Here is a 16,733-nt window from a genome sequence, read left to right as displayed (position 1 = left end):
GGAACGGTGAGCTTTTTCCAGATCGGCCTTTGCGGCATCGTTTCTGTCATCCTGCTGGTCTTGCTGCGCGTTCCGATCGCGGTCGCGCTGGGTATCGTGTCCTTCTTCGGGTTCTGGGCGATGCTGGGAAGCGGCGCGGCTTTCGGCCTGCTGACGGCGGTGCCCTATGACTTCGCCGCGCACTGGACGCTGAGCTCGATCCCGATGTTCCTCTTGATGGGCTACGTCTGTTACCAGACCGACATCACGCGCGGGATATTCAAGGCCGCCAGGGTCTGGCTGTCGTTCCTGCCGGGGGGGCTGGCGGTCGCCAGCGTGGGCGGCGCGGCGCTGTTTTCGGCGGCGGCCGGCTCCAGCCTGGCCTGCGCCGCGGCAATGGGCCGGATCGCGGTGCCGGAAATGCTGAAGCGCGACTACGATCCCGGGCTGAGTACCGCCGTGGTTGCCGCAGCCGGCACCATGGGGTCGCTCATCCCGCCGAGCATCCTTCTGATCATCTACGGTATTTTTGCCGAGGTCGCGATCAGCAAGCTGTTTCTGGCCGCGATCGTGCCGGGCGTACTGACGATGCTGGGGTACTGGGCCGTAATCATCGTTCGTGTGTGGATCAATCCCGCGCTCGCGCCGTCGCACGACGAAAGCGCGACATGGTCCGAACGGCTGGAGGCCCTGAGCGAGACATGGCCCGTGCTCTTGCTGGTGGTGGGCGTTTTCGGCGGTCTGTTCACCGGGATATTCACACCCACGCAGGCCGGGGCTGTCGGGGCGGCGTTGTCCTTCGCGATTGCGGCGGCGCGCGGCACCCTGAACTGGAAAGTTTCCAGGATCGCGCTGATGGACACTGCGAAAATGACCGCGGCGATCTTCATCATTGCGGTCGGTGCCAACCTGTTTTCGAGGTTTCTGGCGATCAGCGGTATCCCCGAAGCGATGACGGACTTGGTGATTGACCTGGGGGCCAGCTATGTGATGCTGGTTTTTGGCACCGCCGTGATCTTTTGCCTGCTGGGCATGATCCTCGATCCGCTGGGCATCCTGCTGCTGACGCTGCCAATCCTTCTGCCGATCTACGAGGCGAACCATATCAGCCTGATCTGGCTGGGCGTGCTTGCAACCAAGCTGGTCGAGATGGCTCTGATTACCCCACCGGTGGGGCTGAACGTGTTCGTGATCAAGGGCATCGTCGGAGATGCGGTCCCGATTTCACTGATTTTCAAGGGTGTTTTGTGGTTTTTGGCTGCGGATGTGGTGGTCCTTATCATCATGGTCGCATTTCCCGAACTGATCATGTTCCTGCCAGAGCTCGGCAACTGATTTGGCCATCCCGGCCGTGACGAACCCCGCGCAATAGCGGGGTCTTGAAAAAGAGGAGGAGACCACATGAAACTGACCAATGCGTTTGCCGCGCTGGCGGCGACGGCCGTTCTAGCGGCGACACCGGCCCTGGCCGAAAAGCGGGTGACTATATCCAACTGGACGTCACCCAATCACGCGACATCGCGTGGCCATGCCGCCTTTGCCGAAATGACCGAATCTGAATTTCCGGATGCCTTCGACTTCAAGCTGTTTACCGGCGGCGCCTTGCTTGGCCCCAAGCCAACACTGTCCGGCCTGCGCGACGGTGTCGCCGATGTAGGTCTGCTGGCGTTGACCTATTTCAGGTCGGAAATGCCCTATGCGCAGCTCGTCGCCGATCTCGCTCTTTTGGGCGAGGACCACTATGCCATGGCCGGCGCGACCAGCGAATTCGTCATGCTGCACTGTCAGCCATGCAAGGACGAGTTTGCCAAGAACGGTATGGTGGCGCTTAGCGGGATCAGCACTGCGCCTTATGTATTGCTGACGACCCAGCCGATTGTGACCATCGAGGATATGCAAGGGGTCAAGCTGCGCACGGGCGGGTCGGTCTGGGACCGCTGGGCGACACGCCTTGGGGCAGAGCCGGTAAACGTGCCGACGAGCGAGATGTACGACACGATGAGCCACGGTGTCGTCACCGCTGCGGTGCAGCCGGTCGGTGCGCTCAAGGGGCACAGTCTGATCGAGGTCGCCAAGCACCTGACGGAGTTGCCGCTGGGCACCTACCATTCCGGTTCGATCTTTGCCGCCAGCCCGACATTCTGGGCCTCACTTTCGCCGGAGCAACGCGAGCAATTCGCCAAGAACCTGCCCGACGCCCTTGCGCAGACCGAGGTGTATTACGAAACCGACGATCTGGACGTGCTGAAAGAGGCCGGCGACCTTGGTCTTGAGGTGCACGAACCCTCGCCCGAGTTTCTTCAGGATCTGATCGATTTCCGCACCGCCGATCTTGAAGAGATCGCCCGCATCTCGCGCGAGGAACGCGGCATCGAAGATCCGGAACCGCTGATCGCAAGCTATCGCGAACTGATCGTGAAATGGCACGGTCTGGTTCAGCCGCTGCAACCGATCCGGGACAATCATCAGCCTTATGCAGACCTTCTGCGTCAGGAGATTTATTCCAAGATCGACTTCGCAACCTACCCGAACTGAGCCGTTTCAGGCCTGAATACACAGCGGCCCTTCGCAAGAAGGGCCGCTTCATTGCTTCCTTCGTCTGTTCAGAGGGTGGCTTCGGTGCCCAGGATATTCGTCACCTGGCTGGACAGGACACCGCCGTTGCCATGGGCCAGGACCAGCTCGGCGCCGTCGATCTGGCGGTCTCCGGCTTCGCCGCGCAGCTGTCGCACCGCTTCGACCAGCGTGAAGATGCCGTACATGCCGGGATGGACGCAGGACAGCCCGCCGCCATTGGTGTTGACCGGCAGATGACCGCCGGGCGCGATGCCGCCGTTCGCCACAAACGCACCGCCTTCACCTTTCTTGCAAAAGCCCAGATCTTCTAGAAAAAGGATCACATTGATGGTGAACGCGTCGTAGAGCTGGACCACGTCGATGTCCGCGGGTTTGACACCCGCCATGTCCATGGCCGTTCGCCCCGATTGCGCAGCGCCGGTCACGGTCAGGTCCGCCATTTCGGAGATGTCGCGGTGCGTCGTGCCCTCGCCGCCGCCCAGCAGATACACCGGTGGCCTGGGGTGATCCTTGGCCGTCTCGGCCCGCCGCATAACTATCGCCCCGCCGCCATCGGTCACAAGGCAGCAGTCGCGCACCCGCAGAGGGTCCGAAACCGGCCGCGAGGCGATCACATCCTCGCGCGTCAGAGGATCGCGCATGAAAGCGTCGGGGTTCTTTTTTGCCCAGGCGCGGGCCGCCACCGCCACGTCGGCCAGCTGTTCGCGCGTTGTGCCGAATTGCGTCATGTGACGGTCCGCGGCAAGCGCGTAGGACGACAGCGGGAACAGCGGCTTGTAGGGGGCCTCGTAGGTCGGCAGGCCAAGCGCGGTCATCAGCTTGCCCGAGGCGGTGCGCTGGTTCGATCCGTAGCAGATCAACACGGTATCAGCGAGCCGCAATTCGAGCAGCATCGCGGCCCAGAGCGTGTGCGACAGGAACGACGAGCCGCCCATGCGATTGTTCATCGTAAACCTGGGGTTCAAGCCCAATTCCTGCGCCAGTGTAAGACCCGACAGCATATCCAGCGGCTGGCAGGTGGCAATGGCATCGACCTCGCCAAGTGCGATCCCCGCATCGGCAAGCGCGCCATGCACCCCCTCGATTGTGATCTCCATCGAGCTTTTGCCATGGGCCTCGCCGCAGCCTGCCAGCGCTGCACCGACGATGGCGGCTTTTCCCCGTAAACTCAATTTGCTTCTCATTCTGGCCGGAAAACCACGGCGGGGTCACCTTCGGCGCCTTCGCCGATCGACGCGGTTACTTTCAGCCCGGCGACAATCTGGTCATGCGCGATACCGTCGATGCGCGACATCATTCGTACCCCTTCCTCCAGGTCCACCAGAACCACGTTGTAATCGCCGCCTCGTTCCGGTTTTCGGCGCACGACCGTTCGCGCATAGACGGTGCCCCTCCCGGTTGGCGCGATCCATCCCAGATCCGCGCTGCCGCAGGCCGGACAGATCACGCGCGGATGGAATACATGGGTGCCGCAGCCGCCACATTTCTGAATCTCGAAGACGCCCTCGGCCAGCTTCGCGGCGAAGACGGCGTCCGGCCCTGGGCCTTGTCCAATGCCGGCCATCTCAGAACCCGATGTGGAAGCCACCGTTCACGCTCAGGTGCTGGCCGGTGATATAGGATGCCGCGTTGGACAACAGGAAACAGACGGGCTGCGCGACTTCTTCTGGGGTGCTCATCCGTCCCATCGGGATCTGCGCCATATACCTGTCGGCGAATTTTTCAGAGCGGATGGTCTCAGTCATTGGCGTCTCGACCATTCCGAAACAGACCGAATTGACGTTAATGCGGTAACGGCCCCATTCACGCGCGGCGCTCATTGTCAGACCCAGAACCCCGGATTTTGCCGCGCCATAATTGATCTGACCGATGGTGCCGCGACGCCCGGCATCGGATGAGATATTGACGATGGCACGGCGCGCGGCGCTTTCAGGGTCTTTTTCGGCCTGTTCCTTGTAATAGGTCCCAACGGCCTGCAGGCAGGCGAAGACACCGGTGAGGTTCACGTCGATGACCTGTTGCCAGGTGGCCCGGTCCATCTTGTGGATCATCGCGGCGCGCACGATCCCGGCGTTGTTCACAAGCCCGTTGATGTCGCCGAATTCGTCGAGGGCGAATTTCACGAGCTTCCCGGGAAAGTCCGGGTCGGCCACATTCCCCACGATGGCGCGGGCATTGCCACCGATCTGTTCGGCGGTTTCCTTGACGCCGTCCTCGTTCAGATCGTTCACCACGACCTTGGCGCCCAGCTCTGCCGACAGCGCCGCCACACCGCGGCCGATACCCTGTCCGGCGCCTGTGACGATAACCACTTGATTGTCCAATGCCATCGGGTTGATCATTTCTGTCTCCTTTTGTCCTTCGTTTGTTTGGTCTCGCTCACCATCGGATCACTCAGGTGGTCACGACGGTGGTGCGAGCCGCTTGATCACGGCATCGCCATGGGCCAGATGGTGCCCGTCCTGATTGAAGATCTCGCCCTGTACAAAAACCAGTTTGCGTCCGCCCCCGACAATGCGCGCGCGGGCCGTCAGCGTGTCTCCTTCGGCCGCCGGGGCGACGAAACTGGTGGTAAGCGAAAGCGTAAGGCAGCGATGACCGGGGCGGCCATCCCCCGCGTAGGACGCGCAAAAGGTGACCGCGTTGTCCAGCATGGTCGCGTAGACACCGCCATGCACCGAAAAAGCGCCGTTCAGGTGATCGCGTCCGATGGGCAACCGCAACTCGGCTTTGCCACCGGACCACGAGACGAAGCGCACGCCGAGCAATGCGTTGAACGGGGCGGGGATGTCCGGTCTGCCGTCTTGTGCGCTCATATTACGCTTTCTCCTGCTTGGCCGAGACCATCACCAAAGCGACCGCCACTGCCGCCATAGCGGCACCTGCGCCCACCGCGCCGAGGATCGGAACCGCCAGACCCGCGTTCGAGGGAAAGGCGAAGGCCAGACCGGCAATACCAAGAAGGACGCGGGCGATTGTTCCTGGCAGCCCGGTTTCGATCCGCCCGACGCCAAACAGATACCCCTGAATACCGGCGCAGATCAGCAGAATGCCGAGACCGGCGCGCAGAACCGTAAGCAGGCTTTCGAGTGGACCGGCTTGCAGGATGAACGCCGGATCAAGGACGAAGAAGAAGGGAATTATATAGACGATGCTTCCAAGCTTCATCGCTTCGAAGGCAGACGCAAAGGGTTTGGCCTGGGCGATGGCCGCCGCGGCAAAAGCCGCCAGCGCGACCGGGGGAGTGATATAGCTCAGCATGCTCCAGTAAAGGATAAATAAATGGACGCCGATCGGATCGAGTCCGCCGGCGACCAGGGCGGGTGCCAGCGACACCGCGAGAATCACATAGGCGGCGGTCACGGTCATGCCCATTCCAAGAATGAAACTGGTCAATGCCCCGAGCAGCAGAAGCAGAAAGATGTTGCCGCCCGCGATGAACAGCAGATCGTTCGAGATTGTCCCGGACATCCCGGTCACCGCCAGCCCGCCGACGATCAGCCCAACCGCCGCAAGAATGGCAACCAGTTCGACGAACAAACGTCCCGTGGCTATCAGAAAGTTCATCAGCTCTTTTCGCCCCCAGCGTGATTTTGAGAGCAGCTGGTTCAGGAAAAGAAGCAGCGCGGTCGCATAGAATGGAGCGATCGCCTCGCGCTTGAGGTAGAGCAGCATCCAGATCAGCAGCCCGAAGACGGCGAGAAAGTACCAGCCTTCGCGCAGCACCTTGCCGATCCTGGGAAGGTCGGCGCGCGGAACGCCTTTCAGTCCGTTGCGCGCGGAGTATGCGTCGATTTGTGCGAACAGGCCGAAAAAGTAGAACAGCGAAGGAAGCACCGCCGCCAAAACGATGTTGGTGTAGTCGGTCGCCAGGAATGTCGCCATGACAAAGGCCGTGGCGCCCATGATAGGGGGCATCAGCACCGCCCCCGTCGACGCCGCCGCTTCGATCCCTGCCGCATAAGTGGGCCTGAACCCCACCTTTTTCATCGCTGGAATGGTAATTGATCCGGTCGTCAGCACATTGGTGATCACGCTGCCGCTCATCGAACCGGTCAGCCCGCTGGTCAGAACTCCTACCTTGGCCGGCCCGCCCCGGACATGTCCGAGCGCGGCAAAGGCGATGTCGATAAAAAACGGACCTGCGCCGGTATGTTGCATCGCGACCCCGAAGATCATGAACCCCACGACAAGATTGACAAAGCTGCGCATCGGTATGCCCAGCACACTTTCGCCGCTCATCGCGTGGAAAATCGCCGTCTCGACGGGTGAGCGCTGGAAGCCCTGGATCGGGCCGGGCGCATAGCTGGCGACCATGGGGTAGATGGAAAACACTAGAATTACCGCGAAGAGCATCCAGCCGCCGGTGCGGCGCGCGGCCACGAGCAGCAGGAACCAGAAGGCGAAGCTGGCGATCACGGCATTAAGAGGAGCGGCGAAATCCCACCCTTTGTTCACCACGCTGCGCCCGTAGTAGGCAAAGAAGGCGCAGGTGATCAGGGCCAGCAGGGCCAGAAAGTAATCCCACCACCGCGTCGATCCGTAGGAATCTGACTTTGAACAGGGAAAGACAAGAAACACCAGCGGCAGCGTCAGCAGAAGCATCACATAGAGGTAGTGAATTTCAAGCAACCGGACGTTCATGAAGAACCCCAGATTGAAGAGGTGATTGACCGAGGCCGCGGTCAACAGCACTGCCGAGACGACGAGCAACCAGCGAACGAAGGCGGGCAGCGTGCCCATTTCGGTCGGTTGCGCCGGCGTGTCCTGCGATTTTGGTGTCATGCCCGTACTCCCGTTCTGTGCTGCGTTTCATCCGGCGCGGCGCCCCTGGACGCCGCGCTGTGTCGCATCAGCGAAAGAAGACTTCGTGGCCGGCCTCTTCCAGTGCGGCGGCACGGGCTTCCATCCATGCAGGGGCAAATTCTTCTTCACCCTCGGGAGCGCCGTCGACAAATGCGTTCCAGGCCTGGAGGAGCACCTCTTGCCGTTCCACCAACTTGTCTTGGTTGGCCTGGGCCTCCGGGGTCCAGAGGCCCTTTTCCTTGAAATACGCAACGCTGCCATCGCTCCACGGCATCACCCAAGACAGGATCTGGCGATCGATCGCATATGCATTGGCACCGGGGGCGGCATCCTTGTAATCGTCGAACCCGGCGTCAAGCGCGGCGACGATGTTGCGCACCTCGCTGGTATTCTGATCGGTTTCAGTGACGAGAAGCGGATAGGGATACAGCGCCATGGGCAGAGGCGAGTCGGGGTCGATGGCGGGTCCCACCGACACCATGTGCGGTGTCACGAAGGGCGTCACGCTGGTATAACGCTGCCACGCTTCGTCTTGGTCCGCGGGTGTTTCAAGCCATTTGAGACCGCGCGGGCTCGATTCGATCTGATAATTCACGGTCGTCGTCGTCAGGGCAAACGCCGCATCCACGCGATTTTCGAGAATACCCTTGAGAGAGTTCACATAGCCCGAAAACTCCACGGTTTCTACGTCGTCCCATGTCAGGTCGCCAAAGGCCAGCAGTCCCTCCATGTTGTTGCCAATCGCGGGAGAACTGACGGCACGAGCGACCCGTTTCCCCTTGAGATCCGCGATGGTTTCGATGCCTGCATCGGCGGCGACAGCGACACCCAGTCCGTAATCGCCGACGGCCTGAAGAACTGCCCGGATTGGCTGCGGCCCCCATTCAGGCGCAGCAAAAAGGAAAACCCCTTCGGCGGCGAAATATGAGGCAATGCCGCACAGGCAGTAATCGACCGTCCCGTTTTTGAGCGGGGTCATCCGCGAGACGTCGTTTCGCCCCGGAAGCACGCGGACCGTCGATCCGTATTTGCTGCGCATCATGTTACCGATGGCTATGGAATGTGCATGACCGGCTGATCCCGTGTCATAGGCCGACCAAGCGATCACGTCAGGCAATTCGATTTCCTGGGCATTGGCCGACGCGGCAATCGCCAGAAAGGCAGCAGCGATACCAGTTGACTTGAAGTTCATGATTTTCTACTCCTTGTTGGTTCTTACTCCGGGAATTCGCATTTTCGGATCAAAGCTCCGAAAATGCGACATCCTTGTCGACGCGTACTTCGGGCGGCAGCCCGAGAATGCGTTCTCCGATGATGGTGCGCTGGATTTCGTCCGACCCCCCGGCAATCCGGTTGCCGGGCGCGGTCAGGTATTCGTTGCGCCAGCGCGCCACGTCATCCCCGACCTTGGCCGATATGCCCGCCGAAGTTCCCGCCAGATCCATCCCGAAAGCGCCCATTTCCTGCCGCAGCTTGCCCAGCAACAGCTTGCCGATCGAGCCCTCTTCACCCGGTGCCTGGCCGCGCGAAAGCGACGTCATGACCCGGTAAGAGGTGAATTCCAGTCCGCGTTGACGCGCGATGAAATCGGCAATGCGCGCGCGCACCTCGTCGTCCTCGATGGCCGGGCGACCGTTCCGTTCGACACGGGTAGCCAGATCAATCAATTCCTCGGCCCGCGCACCGCCACTGGCCCGGCCGACGGAAATACTGAACCGTTCGTTCATGAGTGTGGTCAGCGCCACCTTCCACCCTTCGGATACACCGCCCAAGCGGGCGCTGTCTGGCACGCGCAGGTTGTCGATGAACACTTCGTTGAAACTGGAGCTGCCCGAAATCTGGCGAATAGGACGGGTTTCGATGGCCGGGTCGGACATGTCCACAAGGAACATGGTCATTCCCTTGTGCTTGGGCACCTGTGGATCGGTGCGCGCCAGCAGGATGCCGTGAGTGGAATATTGCGCCCCCGAGGTCCAAACCTTCTGACCGGAGATCACCCATTCGTCGTCTTCGCGGCGTGCACGGGTGCGGATACCGGCCAAATCGGACCCGGCGGCGGGTTCGGAAAAAAGCTGGCACCAGATGTCTTCGCCCGTGAGAGCCCGGGGCAAGAATCTTGTTTTCTGGTCTTCGGTGCCGTGGATCATGACCGTAGGCCCAACCAGCCCGATCCCGATCAGAAAGACGTTGGGCGGGACGGCGTAGCGCCCTTCCTCTTGATTCCAGATCACTTGCTCGATCGGAGTGGCGTCACGCCCACCGAAAGCACGGGGCCATGTCAGCCCCGCCCAGCCTGCGTCGGCCTTTCGTGCCTGCCAGTCGCGCGCACGGGCAACTTCGTCGGCGTCGCGGGCCATGAAATGGTCCTGGGCCTTTTCGCTTCCATTGCGGCGGGTCGTGTTGGCATCAAGCCAGTCGCGCGCCTTGGCGCGGAACGCGGCTTCTTCCGGGCTGTCGCTGAAATCCATCTGCACTTTGTCCTTGTCAGTTCGCGGCCCTTTGGCCGTCCGCCAGATTGCAAAGCAGCCGCTCGCGCCACAAATCGGCCAGGCCGAGTTCGGCCTTCAACTGCCATCCTCGCCGCAGAAACAAATGCGGGTCGGCCGCCCAGGTGAACCCGATCCCACCGTGAAGCTGCACCGATTCCTCAGTGGTGAATTGCACTGCATCGAGAGCCGCGAGGCGTGCTACCGCCGCCGCTTCGGACAGCCGTTCATCCCCGCTCGCCAGCGCCCAGGCGCCGAAAAAAGCATTGGACCGTGCCAGCTCGATCTTGGCGAACATGTCCGCGAGCCGGTGCTTGACCGCCTGAAAACTGCCGATCTGGCGTCCGAACGCCTGCCGCTCGCAGGCATAGTCTCTGGTCAGGAAAAGCGCCCGCTCGGCCAGGCCGATCTGTTCGAAGGCGGCCAACACTGCGGCGCCATCCAAAAGAGTCCGGATCGCTGCGGGATCGGAACCGGGAAGCAGTTCAACCGGCGTGTCGTGAAAGACAATCTCGGACGTCGGACGGGTGCGGTCGATCGCATCCAGCGCGCTGATCGACACCGAGGGGTCCGAAAGATCCGCCAGATAAAAGCGCGCGGTGCCGCCTTCGTCCAGGGCGGCGACGATCGCGAATGACGCATCGGATGCGAACGAAACTGGCGATTTCCTTCCCGAAAGGCGATCCTGCAGTACTTTTGCCGAGACCCGTTCCGGTGCAGACCCTCCATCCTCGGCAAGCGCGGCGGTAACGATCATGCGGCCTTCGGCGATCCGGGGAAGCAGATTTTCCCTTTGGCTTTGCGTGCCCAAGTCCTGAATCGCGGGGATCGCCAGGCCAAGAACCGGGCCAAAAGGTATGGCGGCCAGGCTACGGCCGATCTCTTCGGCGACAATGGCCAGTTCGATCGCCCCCATCGCCGCCCCCCCGTAGTCTTCGGCAATTGCAAGGCCCAGCCATCCGCCGTCCGCCAAGGCGGTCCAGGTTGCGGAATCGAACCCGTCGGCAGCCTCAAGACAGTCATGCGCCACCGCGAGAGTGGCGTGATCTCTCAGCATTCGTGCCAGCGTGTCGCGTATGGCATCGTGTTCGTCGGAAAAGCCGAAATTCATGCTGGTCCTCTTCGGGTCATGGCATTTGGCGCCTGTTCACAAAAGGTAAGGCCCGCGTTCGGTATGTCCCAACCGCTATCCGGCCCCAGCCGCGTAAAACCACATATGTGCTGCGGCGTGGAAAAAGGGGCCAATGGAGCTAAGAATGCGATTCATCAAGAATGTGCTCAATCGACGTGAAAGCCGCAAAAACGAGGCAGTCGATTGATTGCTGCGGAGCTTGCCGCCTAGCGTGAAGGAACCGGGGCGTGTTCCGGGCGCAGGACATGTGGCCGAACCCTCTCAGAAAATGGAACTGATCAAGGGATTTTTGCGGAATGGAAACTGTAGGACTCGGGTTTTGTTACGAAGATTTGCCTGTGGGGCGCAGGTTTCGGACCATTGGGCGCACCGTGACCGAAACCGATATCACGAATTTTGTCAGCGTCACCGGCATGCTTGAGGTCTTGTTCATCAATCGTGACTTCCAGGAGAAGGAATCCAATATCCCCGGTTTCGCCGCGCCCGGTGCGCTGGTCTATACCTTCATGGAAGGGCTCTTGACCCAATCCACAATGCAACATACAGGCTTTGCCTTTCTGGACATGGAACTGAAGGTCATGGGACCCACATTTGCCGGGGACACCATCCATTGTGAGGTCGAGGTAACAGAATCGCGCCGGTCGAAGAGCCGTCCGAACCGCGGATTGGTGCGGACGCGAAACAAGGTGTTCAAGCAAACCGGAGAACAGGTATTGGAGTATACGCCGCTGCGGATGATCAAGGCCCGCACGACGGATAAAGAGCCAGGAAAGGCATAGGCCTGTTCCGGATAGCGGCACTGGAGACATGACTATGAAAACCGCGCAATCTGACCCAGCCGAAGCCGCCGGGCGCACATCGGAAGGGCCCCGGTCCTTGACGCGTATCCTTGCGTTGTTCGATCTTTTGGCGCGCTGCAAACGTCACATGTCTCTTTCGGAACTCAGTATCGCGATTGATTGCCCCAAAAGCAGTTTGCTGGTGCTGCTTCGGCCCCTCACCGAGAAGGGGTATCTGATGCGCGAGGAAGACAATTACTTTCTGGGTCCGAGGATTTTTCAGTTCGCCCAGTCAATTCTGACCAACCATCCGTTCGAATCGGTCCTGCGCGGGGTGATGAATGATGTGGTTAACCAGACCGGTGAAACCATCCTGTTTGCTGTCCGGGACGGCGAGAAAGTCATTTATTCGTCGGTCATCGAAAGCCCCCAGCCCGTTCGGTATGTCGCCCAACAGGGGATCAACCGGCCATTGTTCTGTTCGGCATCGGGGCTGGTCATGCTGGCCTTTGACACGCAGCAGGAACTGGACGATTATTTTCGGCGCACTGAATTAAAGCCGCTGACGCCTAATTCGATCACCGATGAAAATGAACTGCGCGGGTTAATTTCGGAGATTCGCAAGACCGGGTATTCCAGTACAGCTGGAACCGCGCATGTAGATGCAGCGGGGTTCGGGGTTCCGGTCTTTCGCGCCGACGGACACTTGGCAGGGGCATTGGTGATTGGTGCTCCTCTGGAGCGCGCCAAGCGTAACAAGAAGCGATATGTTGCCGCTGCCAAAACGGCCGCTGAACAGCTCTCCCGAGCACTCGGCTATCGTTCGGAGGTTGGGGAAACCGGCCGACACTAGACGTGTGCCGCCCGCCGTTGTTGTCATTCCGCAGGCGGGATCATCTCAGTCCGAGTCCCCGCGCAATGATACCGCGAAGAATTTCGCGTGTGCCGCCGCGCAACGAAAACGACGGAACGGCGAGTTCCGTATACGCCAGAACAGCCGCATAGCTATCGCTCCCGCCAGGCACCGCCGGGCGCGACACAAGACTTCGGGCCAGGCGCGGAATGTCCTTTTCGAAAAGCGCTCCCAGATCTTTGACAATGGCGGCCTGAAGTGACGGGTTCTCTCCTTCGTTCAACATTCCGGCCACCGATCGTGACATCTGCCGCAGCACCATCAGATGCGCGGACAAACGGCCAATCTCGGCCTGCTGCGCTTCGGTTGCGTCGTCGCGCAGCAATCGGATCAGTTCCTCGATAAGGGCAAACGACGACAGGAACCGCTCGGGGCCGCTGCGCTCGAACGCCAGTTCGCTCATGACCTGTGACCAGCCCTCGCCCTTTTCGCCCAGCAGTGCATCGGAGGGCAAAAAGGTATCGTCGAATACCACCTGGTTGAAATGATGCTCGCCGCTCAGGTCGATGATCGGGGTGATCTGAATGTTGTCGGTGGCCTTGAGATCGACCAGAAATTGGCTCATCCCGCCGTGGCGGTCGTCGCTCTTGCCGGTGCGGCAGAACAGGATCATGTAATCGGCGACATGCGCATAGGTCGTCCAGACCTTCGTGCCGTTGATCCGGAACCCCCCTTCGACCTCGGTGGCCATCGTGCGCGTCGCCGCCAGGTCCGAGCCGGAATCCGGCTCGCTCATCCCGATGCAGAAACACAGTTCGCCCGCGGCGATGCGCGGTACGATCCGGCGTTTCTGATCATCGGTGCCCTTGGCAAGTATGAGCGGACCGCTCTGCCGATCTGCGATCCAGTGCGAAATCACCGGGGCACCGGCGGCCAGCAGCTCTTCGGACACGACATAGCGCTCCAACGCATTGCGCGCGTGGCCGCCGTATTCCTTGGGAAAGGTCATGCCGACCCAACCGCGCTGTGCGAGCTTTCGTGAAAAATCGCGGCTGAACCCATTCCACGATTTCGCGCGCTTTTCGGGGGGGAAATCGGCCAGCTCTTCGGCCAGGAACGTGCGGACCTCCTGCCGGAGGTCGTCAAAATCGGTACCGGGCGGGGGTGGCGAAAAGGCGGTGAGTGTCATGCCGGGGCCCCTTTTGCCGCGCTGTCGGTGATGAAATGCCAGAACGTGTCGTGGGGGCTCGACAGGGCGGCGCGCCCAAGTTCCCTGGTCCAGTCAAGCTCGGTACCGAAGTCGTCACGCCATCCCCAGATCCGTTTGGTGAAATGATGAAGCGCGTGTTCCTGCGTATAACCGATGGCCCCGTGAATCTGGTGGGCCAGGGCCCCGACCTTCTCCGCCGCTTCTCCGGCGCGGGCCTTGGCGGCGGCAACGGTCAGCGCAAAGGCCGGTGTGTCATAGCTGCCGGCCGCCATTTCGGCGGCCGTGCGCGAGGCAGCGGTTTCCCCGGCCATGGTCGCCAGATTGTGCTGGATCGCCTGAAACTTGCCGATTGGCCGTCCGAACTGCACCCGGTCGTTGGCGTATTGAATGCTCATCTCCAGGATGGTCTCCATCGCGCCGGCGGCGGCAAGACTGCGGATAAGAGCGCCGAGCTGGCGCATCCCGCCCATGGGTCGTGGTAGGGGCACCGCATCGGTCTCTGCCAGGGTATGATCGAGCTTGATGTCGTCGCGCGGCATCCCGGCGAGATCCTGCGCCGGGGCAACGTTCAGAACCTTCACCGGCAGGGACAGGACGTGATCGGTACCGTCCAGGACGGCAATGGTCACGATGAGGCTCGCCCAGCGGGCAAAGGGCACCAGTGTCAGATGCCCGCTCGCATGGACCCTCTTGCCGCGCTGTTCCAACCGCAGGGCTTCGCCTTCGGCGATGGTCAGCCTGCCACCGGGAAGGGCCATATTCGCGGTCGCCAGCACGGCATTTGCGATCAGGGTTTCAGCCAGAGGCAAGGGGAGGCCATGCGCCCCGGCAATACGCAAAAGTCCGAGCGCCTCGGCGGGTGGCACGCCGAAACCGCCTGCGTCCTCTGGCACCAGCGCCATGGTTAACCCTGCCTCCTCGATCTGCGTCCAGAGCGCCTCGGGGCATTGTCCCGAGGCGGCGTCTTCGCGCATGCGGTGGGTGACATGGTCGCGGAACAGTCGCTCTGCCATGTCATGAATCATCGATTCCATCAGACGGTCCTTTCAGACGGTGTTTGATCGGCGCTGGACATTTCCTTCACGGGCTTGTCCTGCCGCGCATGGTTTTTTTGCCCGTCGGGGGCCGACGCCTCTCGCAGTGGCGGCAGATGCAGCCGCGTGCGCAGATCCCGGCGGAACGCACTGGCAGAGGGCGCCGCGCCCCCGTCCCTGCGATATTTTCCGAGGCAATCGGCGATTTTGTCGCCGATCGCGGCAGGGGTTGCCGGATCCGAGGGAGAGCCGGGGTGCGCCGCGACCGAGGTTTCGGCCAGGGTTACGTTCCCTTTGCGCAGGCGGACATGGACCGTCCCATGGTCCACGCCAGCGTGATCCCGCCCCGATTCCGGTGTTGTTTGGATACTGATCATGTCCATAAGCCGGCGCACCGCGGGGCGATGGGGGTTGTCCCCTTCGAAATCCACCAGCCCGACCTGGCCCTGCTGCAGGGCCACGGCGAGCGTATAGGCGGCACAGAACTTGGCCTGCATTCCATCTTTGGGGTCGGTGACGTGCAACGGGACCATGACGCTTTCGGGCACTGTCATTTCAATCACCGATCCTTCGGGCACCGCCTCGCCGCCGCGTTCGGCGTGAAGGTGCCGCCCGGCGGCGATCATCCTGTGGGTGAGGTAGCAGCAGGGATACAGCTTGCGGGACACCGTGCCCAGATCGATCCGCGGTTCCACCGCTGCGGGGTCGGCCGCAATCCCGTCCGGGCCGGCATAAAGGTCGAAGAAGCCGCGCGCCGCGAAGATATCCGGGGCGCCTGTGATGCCGGCCTCGGCCATCCGGGTGGCCCGCAATCCGACAAGGGCGGCGTTTCCGGCCTGGATCGGTTTCGCCATGGCGCCGAAATTGATCTGCATCCCCCCGGCCAGCGACGCCGCGAGGGACAGAGCGTTGCGAACCGCGTCGTCGCCGAGCCCAAGCTGATGCGCGACCGCTGCCGCCGATGCCAGAACCCCAATGGTCGACGTTGCGTGCCAGCCCTTGTTGTAGTGGTCAAAACCCAGGATCTGACCGAGCGCGACATTGACGGCTGTTCCGACCGCAAGCGCAGGGGCAATGCGATCGACCGTATCCGGCCGGACATCCGCAATGGCCAGCAGCGCCGGCACGATCACAACACTGGGATGAGTGACGCTGACCGTGTGGACATCGTCAAAATCGAGCGCATGCCCGGCAACCGCGTTCAGGAACGCAGCCTGTTCGGGGCTGCCACCTGCAGTATTCCCCGCTGGGACTGCCGGTCCACCTGCGTCGAGCGCGGCCAGCCGGCGAACCACCGGCTCATGCCACCCGCCATAGATGGCGGCTATGGTATCCTCAACGCAAAGCGCGGCCTGCTCGGCGTCCGCATCGCTCAGCCGGTGCGGCGCGGCAACGAACCGCGACAAACGGCTGGTGAAATCGCTGACCATATTGTCCTTCACTGCACTGCACTGCACTGCACTGCACATTGCCTGATAAAGGAAGACGCAATCAACTCTCGGCGCAACACTTTCGCACATATGTGTTGGAACAGGATTTCGTATTGTGATACTTGCGGCAGTTGGACATTCTGGATGTCGAACTTCCACCCGTATCGGCGCTGAATCGGAAATTGACCCTGACCAGTAAAGCTTCGGAAAGAATGGCAAATCTGGCTGAGGGTGGTGGCGTATAAGGTCCAGAGGACTAGCGCGCGATTGCGAATAGATATTTCGAGGTGCCGTCGTGTCATTTTTCGCCAGACGATGTATCCTCGAAGACCAAAGAAAAATGCGGTCGGCTCCGACGAGAGTTGTTTCGTGCCATTCCCGCGTTCACGAGATCGACGCCCTGCGTGTCACAGCTTGTAGGGTGCAATAGTCGACCTCGCATTTGCT

15 protein-coding genes are annotated in these 16,733 nt (G+C 61.3%); 4 read left to right on the top strand and 11 right to left on the bottom strand.

Going from position 1 to position 16,733, the window contains the following annotated elements; translation table 11 throughout:
* Positions 1-6 precede the first annotated feature (6 nt).
* Both GLS40_RS15645 and GLS40_RS15640 read left to right on the top strand, forming a co-directional pair.
* Positions 7-1,314 carry a TRAP transporter large permease gene (locus tag GLS40_RS15645; protein WP_043753062.1) on the top strand — a complete coding sequence of 436 codons (1,308 nt, stop codon included), beginning with the start codon at positions 7-9 and terminating at the stop codon, positions 1,312-1,314.
* A gap of 66 nt (positions 1,315-1,380) precedes the next feature.
* Positions 1,381-2,514: a C4-dicarboxylate TRAP transporter substrate-binding protein gene (locus GLS40_RS15640; protein ID WP_043753061.1), complete on the top strand. Its 1,134-nt coding sequence runs from the start codon at positions 1,381-1,383 to the stop codon at positions 2,512-2,514.
* A 68-nt stretch (positions 2,515-2,582) separates the two neighbouring features.
* On the opposite strand, the gene GLS40_RS15635 is transcribed toward GLS40_RS15640, so the two are convergent.
* The 8 genes from GLS40_RS15635 to GLS40_RS15600 all read right to left on the bottom strand — a co-directional run bounded on the left by GLS40_RS15635 (position 2,583) and on the right by GLS40_RS15600 (position 10,959).
* Positions 2,583-3,728 carry a thiolase gene (locus tag GLS40_RS15635; protein ID WP_148562940.1) on the bottom strand — a complete coding sequence of 382 codons (1,146 nt, stop codon included), beginning with the start codon at positions 3,726-3,728 and terminating at the stop codon, positions 2,583-2,585.
* Between the two features lie 8 nt (positions 3,729-3,736).
* A complete protein-coding gene (locus tag GLS40_RS15630) occupies positions 3,737-4,120 on the bottom strand; it encodes a Zn-ribbon domain-containing OB-fold protein (RefSeq protein WP_043753056.1) in 384 nt (127 codons plus the stop codon).
* Position 4,121: 1 nt separating this feature from the next.
* Entirely contained in the window at positions 4,122-4,898 is a 777-nt protein-coding gene (locus GLS40_RS15625) for an SDR family NAD(P)-dependent oxidoreductase (protein WP_043753055.1), read from the bottom strand.
* Between the two features lie 60 nt (positions 4,899-4,958).
* Positions 4,959-5,372 (bottom strand): PaaI family thioesterase, encoded by a 414-nt coding sequence (locus tag GLS40_RS15620; RefSeq protein WP_043753053.1) that lies wholly within the window; start codon positions 5,370-5,372, stop codon positions 4,959-4,961.
* A gap of 1 nt (position 5,373) precedes the next feature.
* Positions 5,374-7,341, bottom strand: a complete 1,968-nt coding sequence (locus tag GLS40_RS15615; protein ID WP_053083393.1) for a TRAP transporter permease — start codon at positions 7,339-7,341, stop codon at positions 5,374-5,376.
* Positions 7,342-7,408: 67 nt separating this feature from the next.
* The gene (locus GLS40_RS15610; RefSeq protein WP_048534165.1) at positions 7,409-8,554 is read right to left on the bottom strand and encodes a TAXI family TRAP transporter solute-binding subunit; all 1,146 of its coding nucleotides are present in this window, start codon (positions 8,552-8,554) and stop codon (positions 7,409-7,411) included.
* A 49-nt stretch (positions 8,555-8,603) separates the two neighbouring features.
* Positions 8,604-9,830 carry an acyl-CoA dehydrogenase family protein gene (locus GLS40_RS15605; protein ID WP_043753050.1) on the bottom strand — a complete coding sequence of 409 codons (1,227 nt, stop codon included), beginning with the start codon at positions 9,828-9,830 and terminating at the stop codon, positions 8,604-8,606.
* Positions 9,831-9,846: 16 nt separating this feature from the next.
* Positions 9,847-10,959 carry an acyl-CoA dehydrogenase family protein gene (locus GLS40_RS15600; protein WP_043753048.1) on the bottom strand — a complete coding sequence of 371 codons (1,113 nt, stop codon included), beginning with the start codon at positions 10,957-10,959 and terminating at the stop codon, positions 9,847-9,849.
* A gap of 317 nt (positions 10,960-11,276) precedes the next feature.
* Here GLS40_RS15600 and GLS40_RS15595 point away from each other — a divergent pair, with 317 nt between their 5' ends.
* Both GLS40_RS15595 and GLS40_RS15590 read left to right on the top strand, forming a co-directional pair.
* Positions 11,277-11,759: a MaoC family dehydratase gene (locus GLS40_RS15595; protein ID WP_043753047.1), complete on the top strand. Its 483-nt coding sequence runs from the start codon at positions 11,277-11,279 to the stop codon at positions 11,757-11,759.
* A gap of 34 nt (positions 11,760-11,793) precedes the next feature.
* A complete protein-coding gene (locus GLS40_RS15590; protein WP_081979669.1) occupies positions 11,794-12,612 on the top strand; it encodes an IclR family transcriptional regulator in 819 nt (272 codons plus the stop codon).
* Between the two features lie 40 nt (positions 12,613-12,652).
* Here the strand turns inward: GLS40_RS15590 and GLS40_RS15585 are convergent, their stop codons facing one another.
* Genes GLS40_RS15585 through GLS40_RS15575 form a run of 3 tightly spaced genes read right to left on the bottom strand, consistent with a single transcriptional unit; the run spans position 12,653 to position 16,286 of the window.
* Complete coding sequence (locus tag GLS40_RS15585; RefSeq protein WP_043753043.1) at positions 12,653-13,801, bottom strand: acyl-CoA dehydrogenase family protein; 1,149 nt, start codon at positions 13,799-13,801, stop codon at positions 12,653-12,655.
* Positions 13,798-14,856 carry an acyl-CoA dehydrogenase family protein gene (locus GLS40_RS15580; protein WP_043753041.1) on the bottom strand — a complete coding sequence of 353 codons (1,059 nt, stop codon included), beginning with the start codon at positions 14,854-14,856 and terminating at the stop codon, positions 13,798-13,800. The genes GLS40_RS15585 and GLS40_RS15580 overlap by 4 nt, the downstream gene beginning before the upstream one ends.
* Positions 14,856-16,286, bottom strand: coding sequence for an MmgE/PrpD family protein (locus GLS40_RS15575; RefSeq protein ID WP_043753038.1), 1,431 nt, complete (start codon positions 16,284-16,286; stop codon positions 14,856-14,858). Before GLS40_RS15575 ends, GLS40_RS15580 begins: the two co-directional genes overlap by 1 nt.
* Positions 16,287-16,733: the final 447 nt, after the last annotated feature.

The organism is Pseudooceanicola pacificus, assembly GCF_009789075.1.
GTDB classification, from domain to species: domain Bacteria; phylum Pseudomonadota; class Alphaproteobacteria; order Rhodobacterales; family Rhodobacteraceae; genus Pseudooceanicola; species Pseudooceanicola pacificus.
The sequence above is the reverse complement of the archived record's forward strand: the minus strand, read 5'-3'. Positions and strand labels throughout refer to the sequence as shown.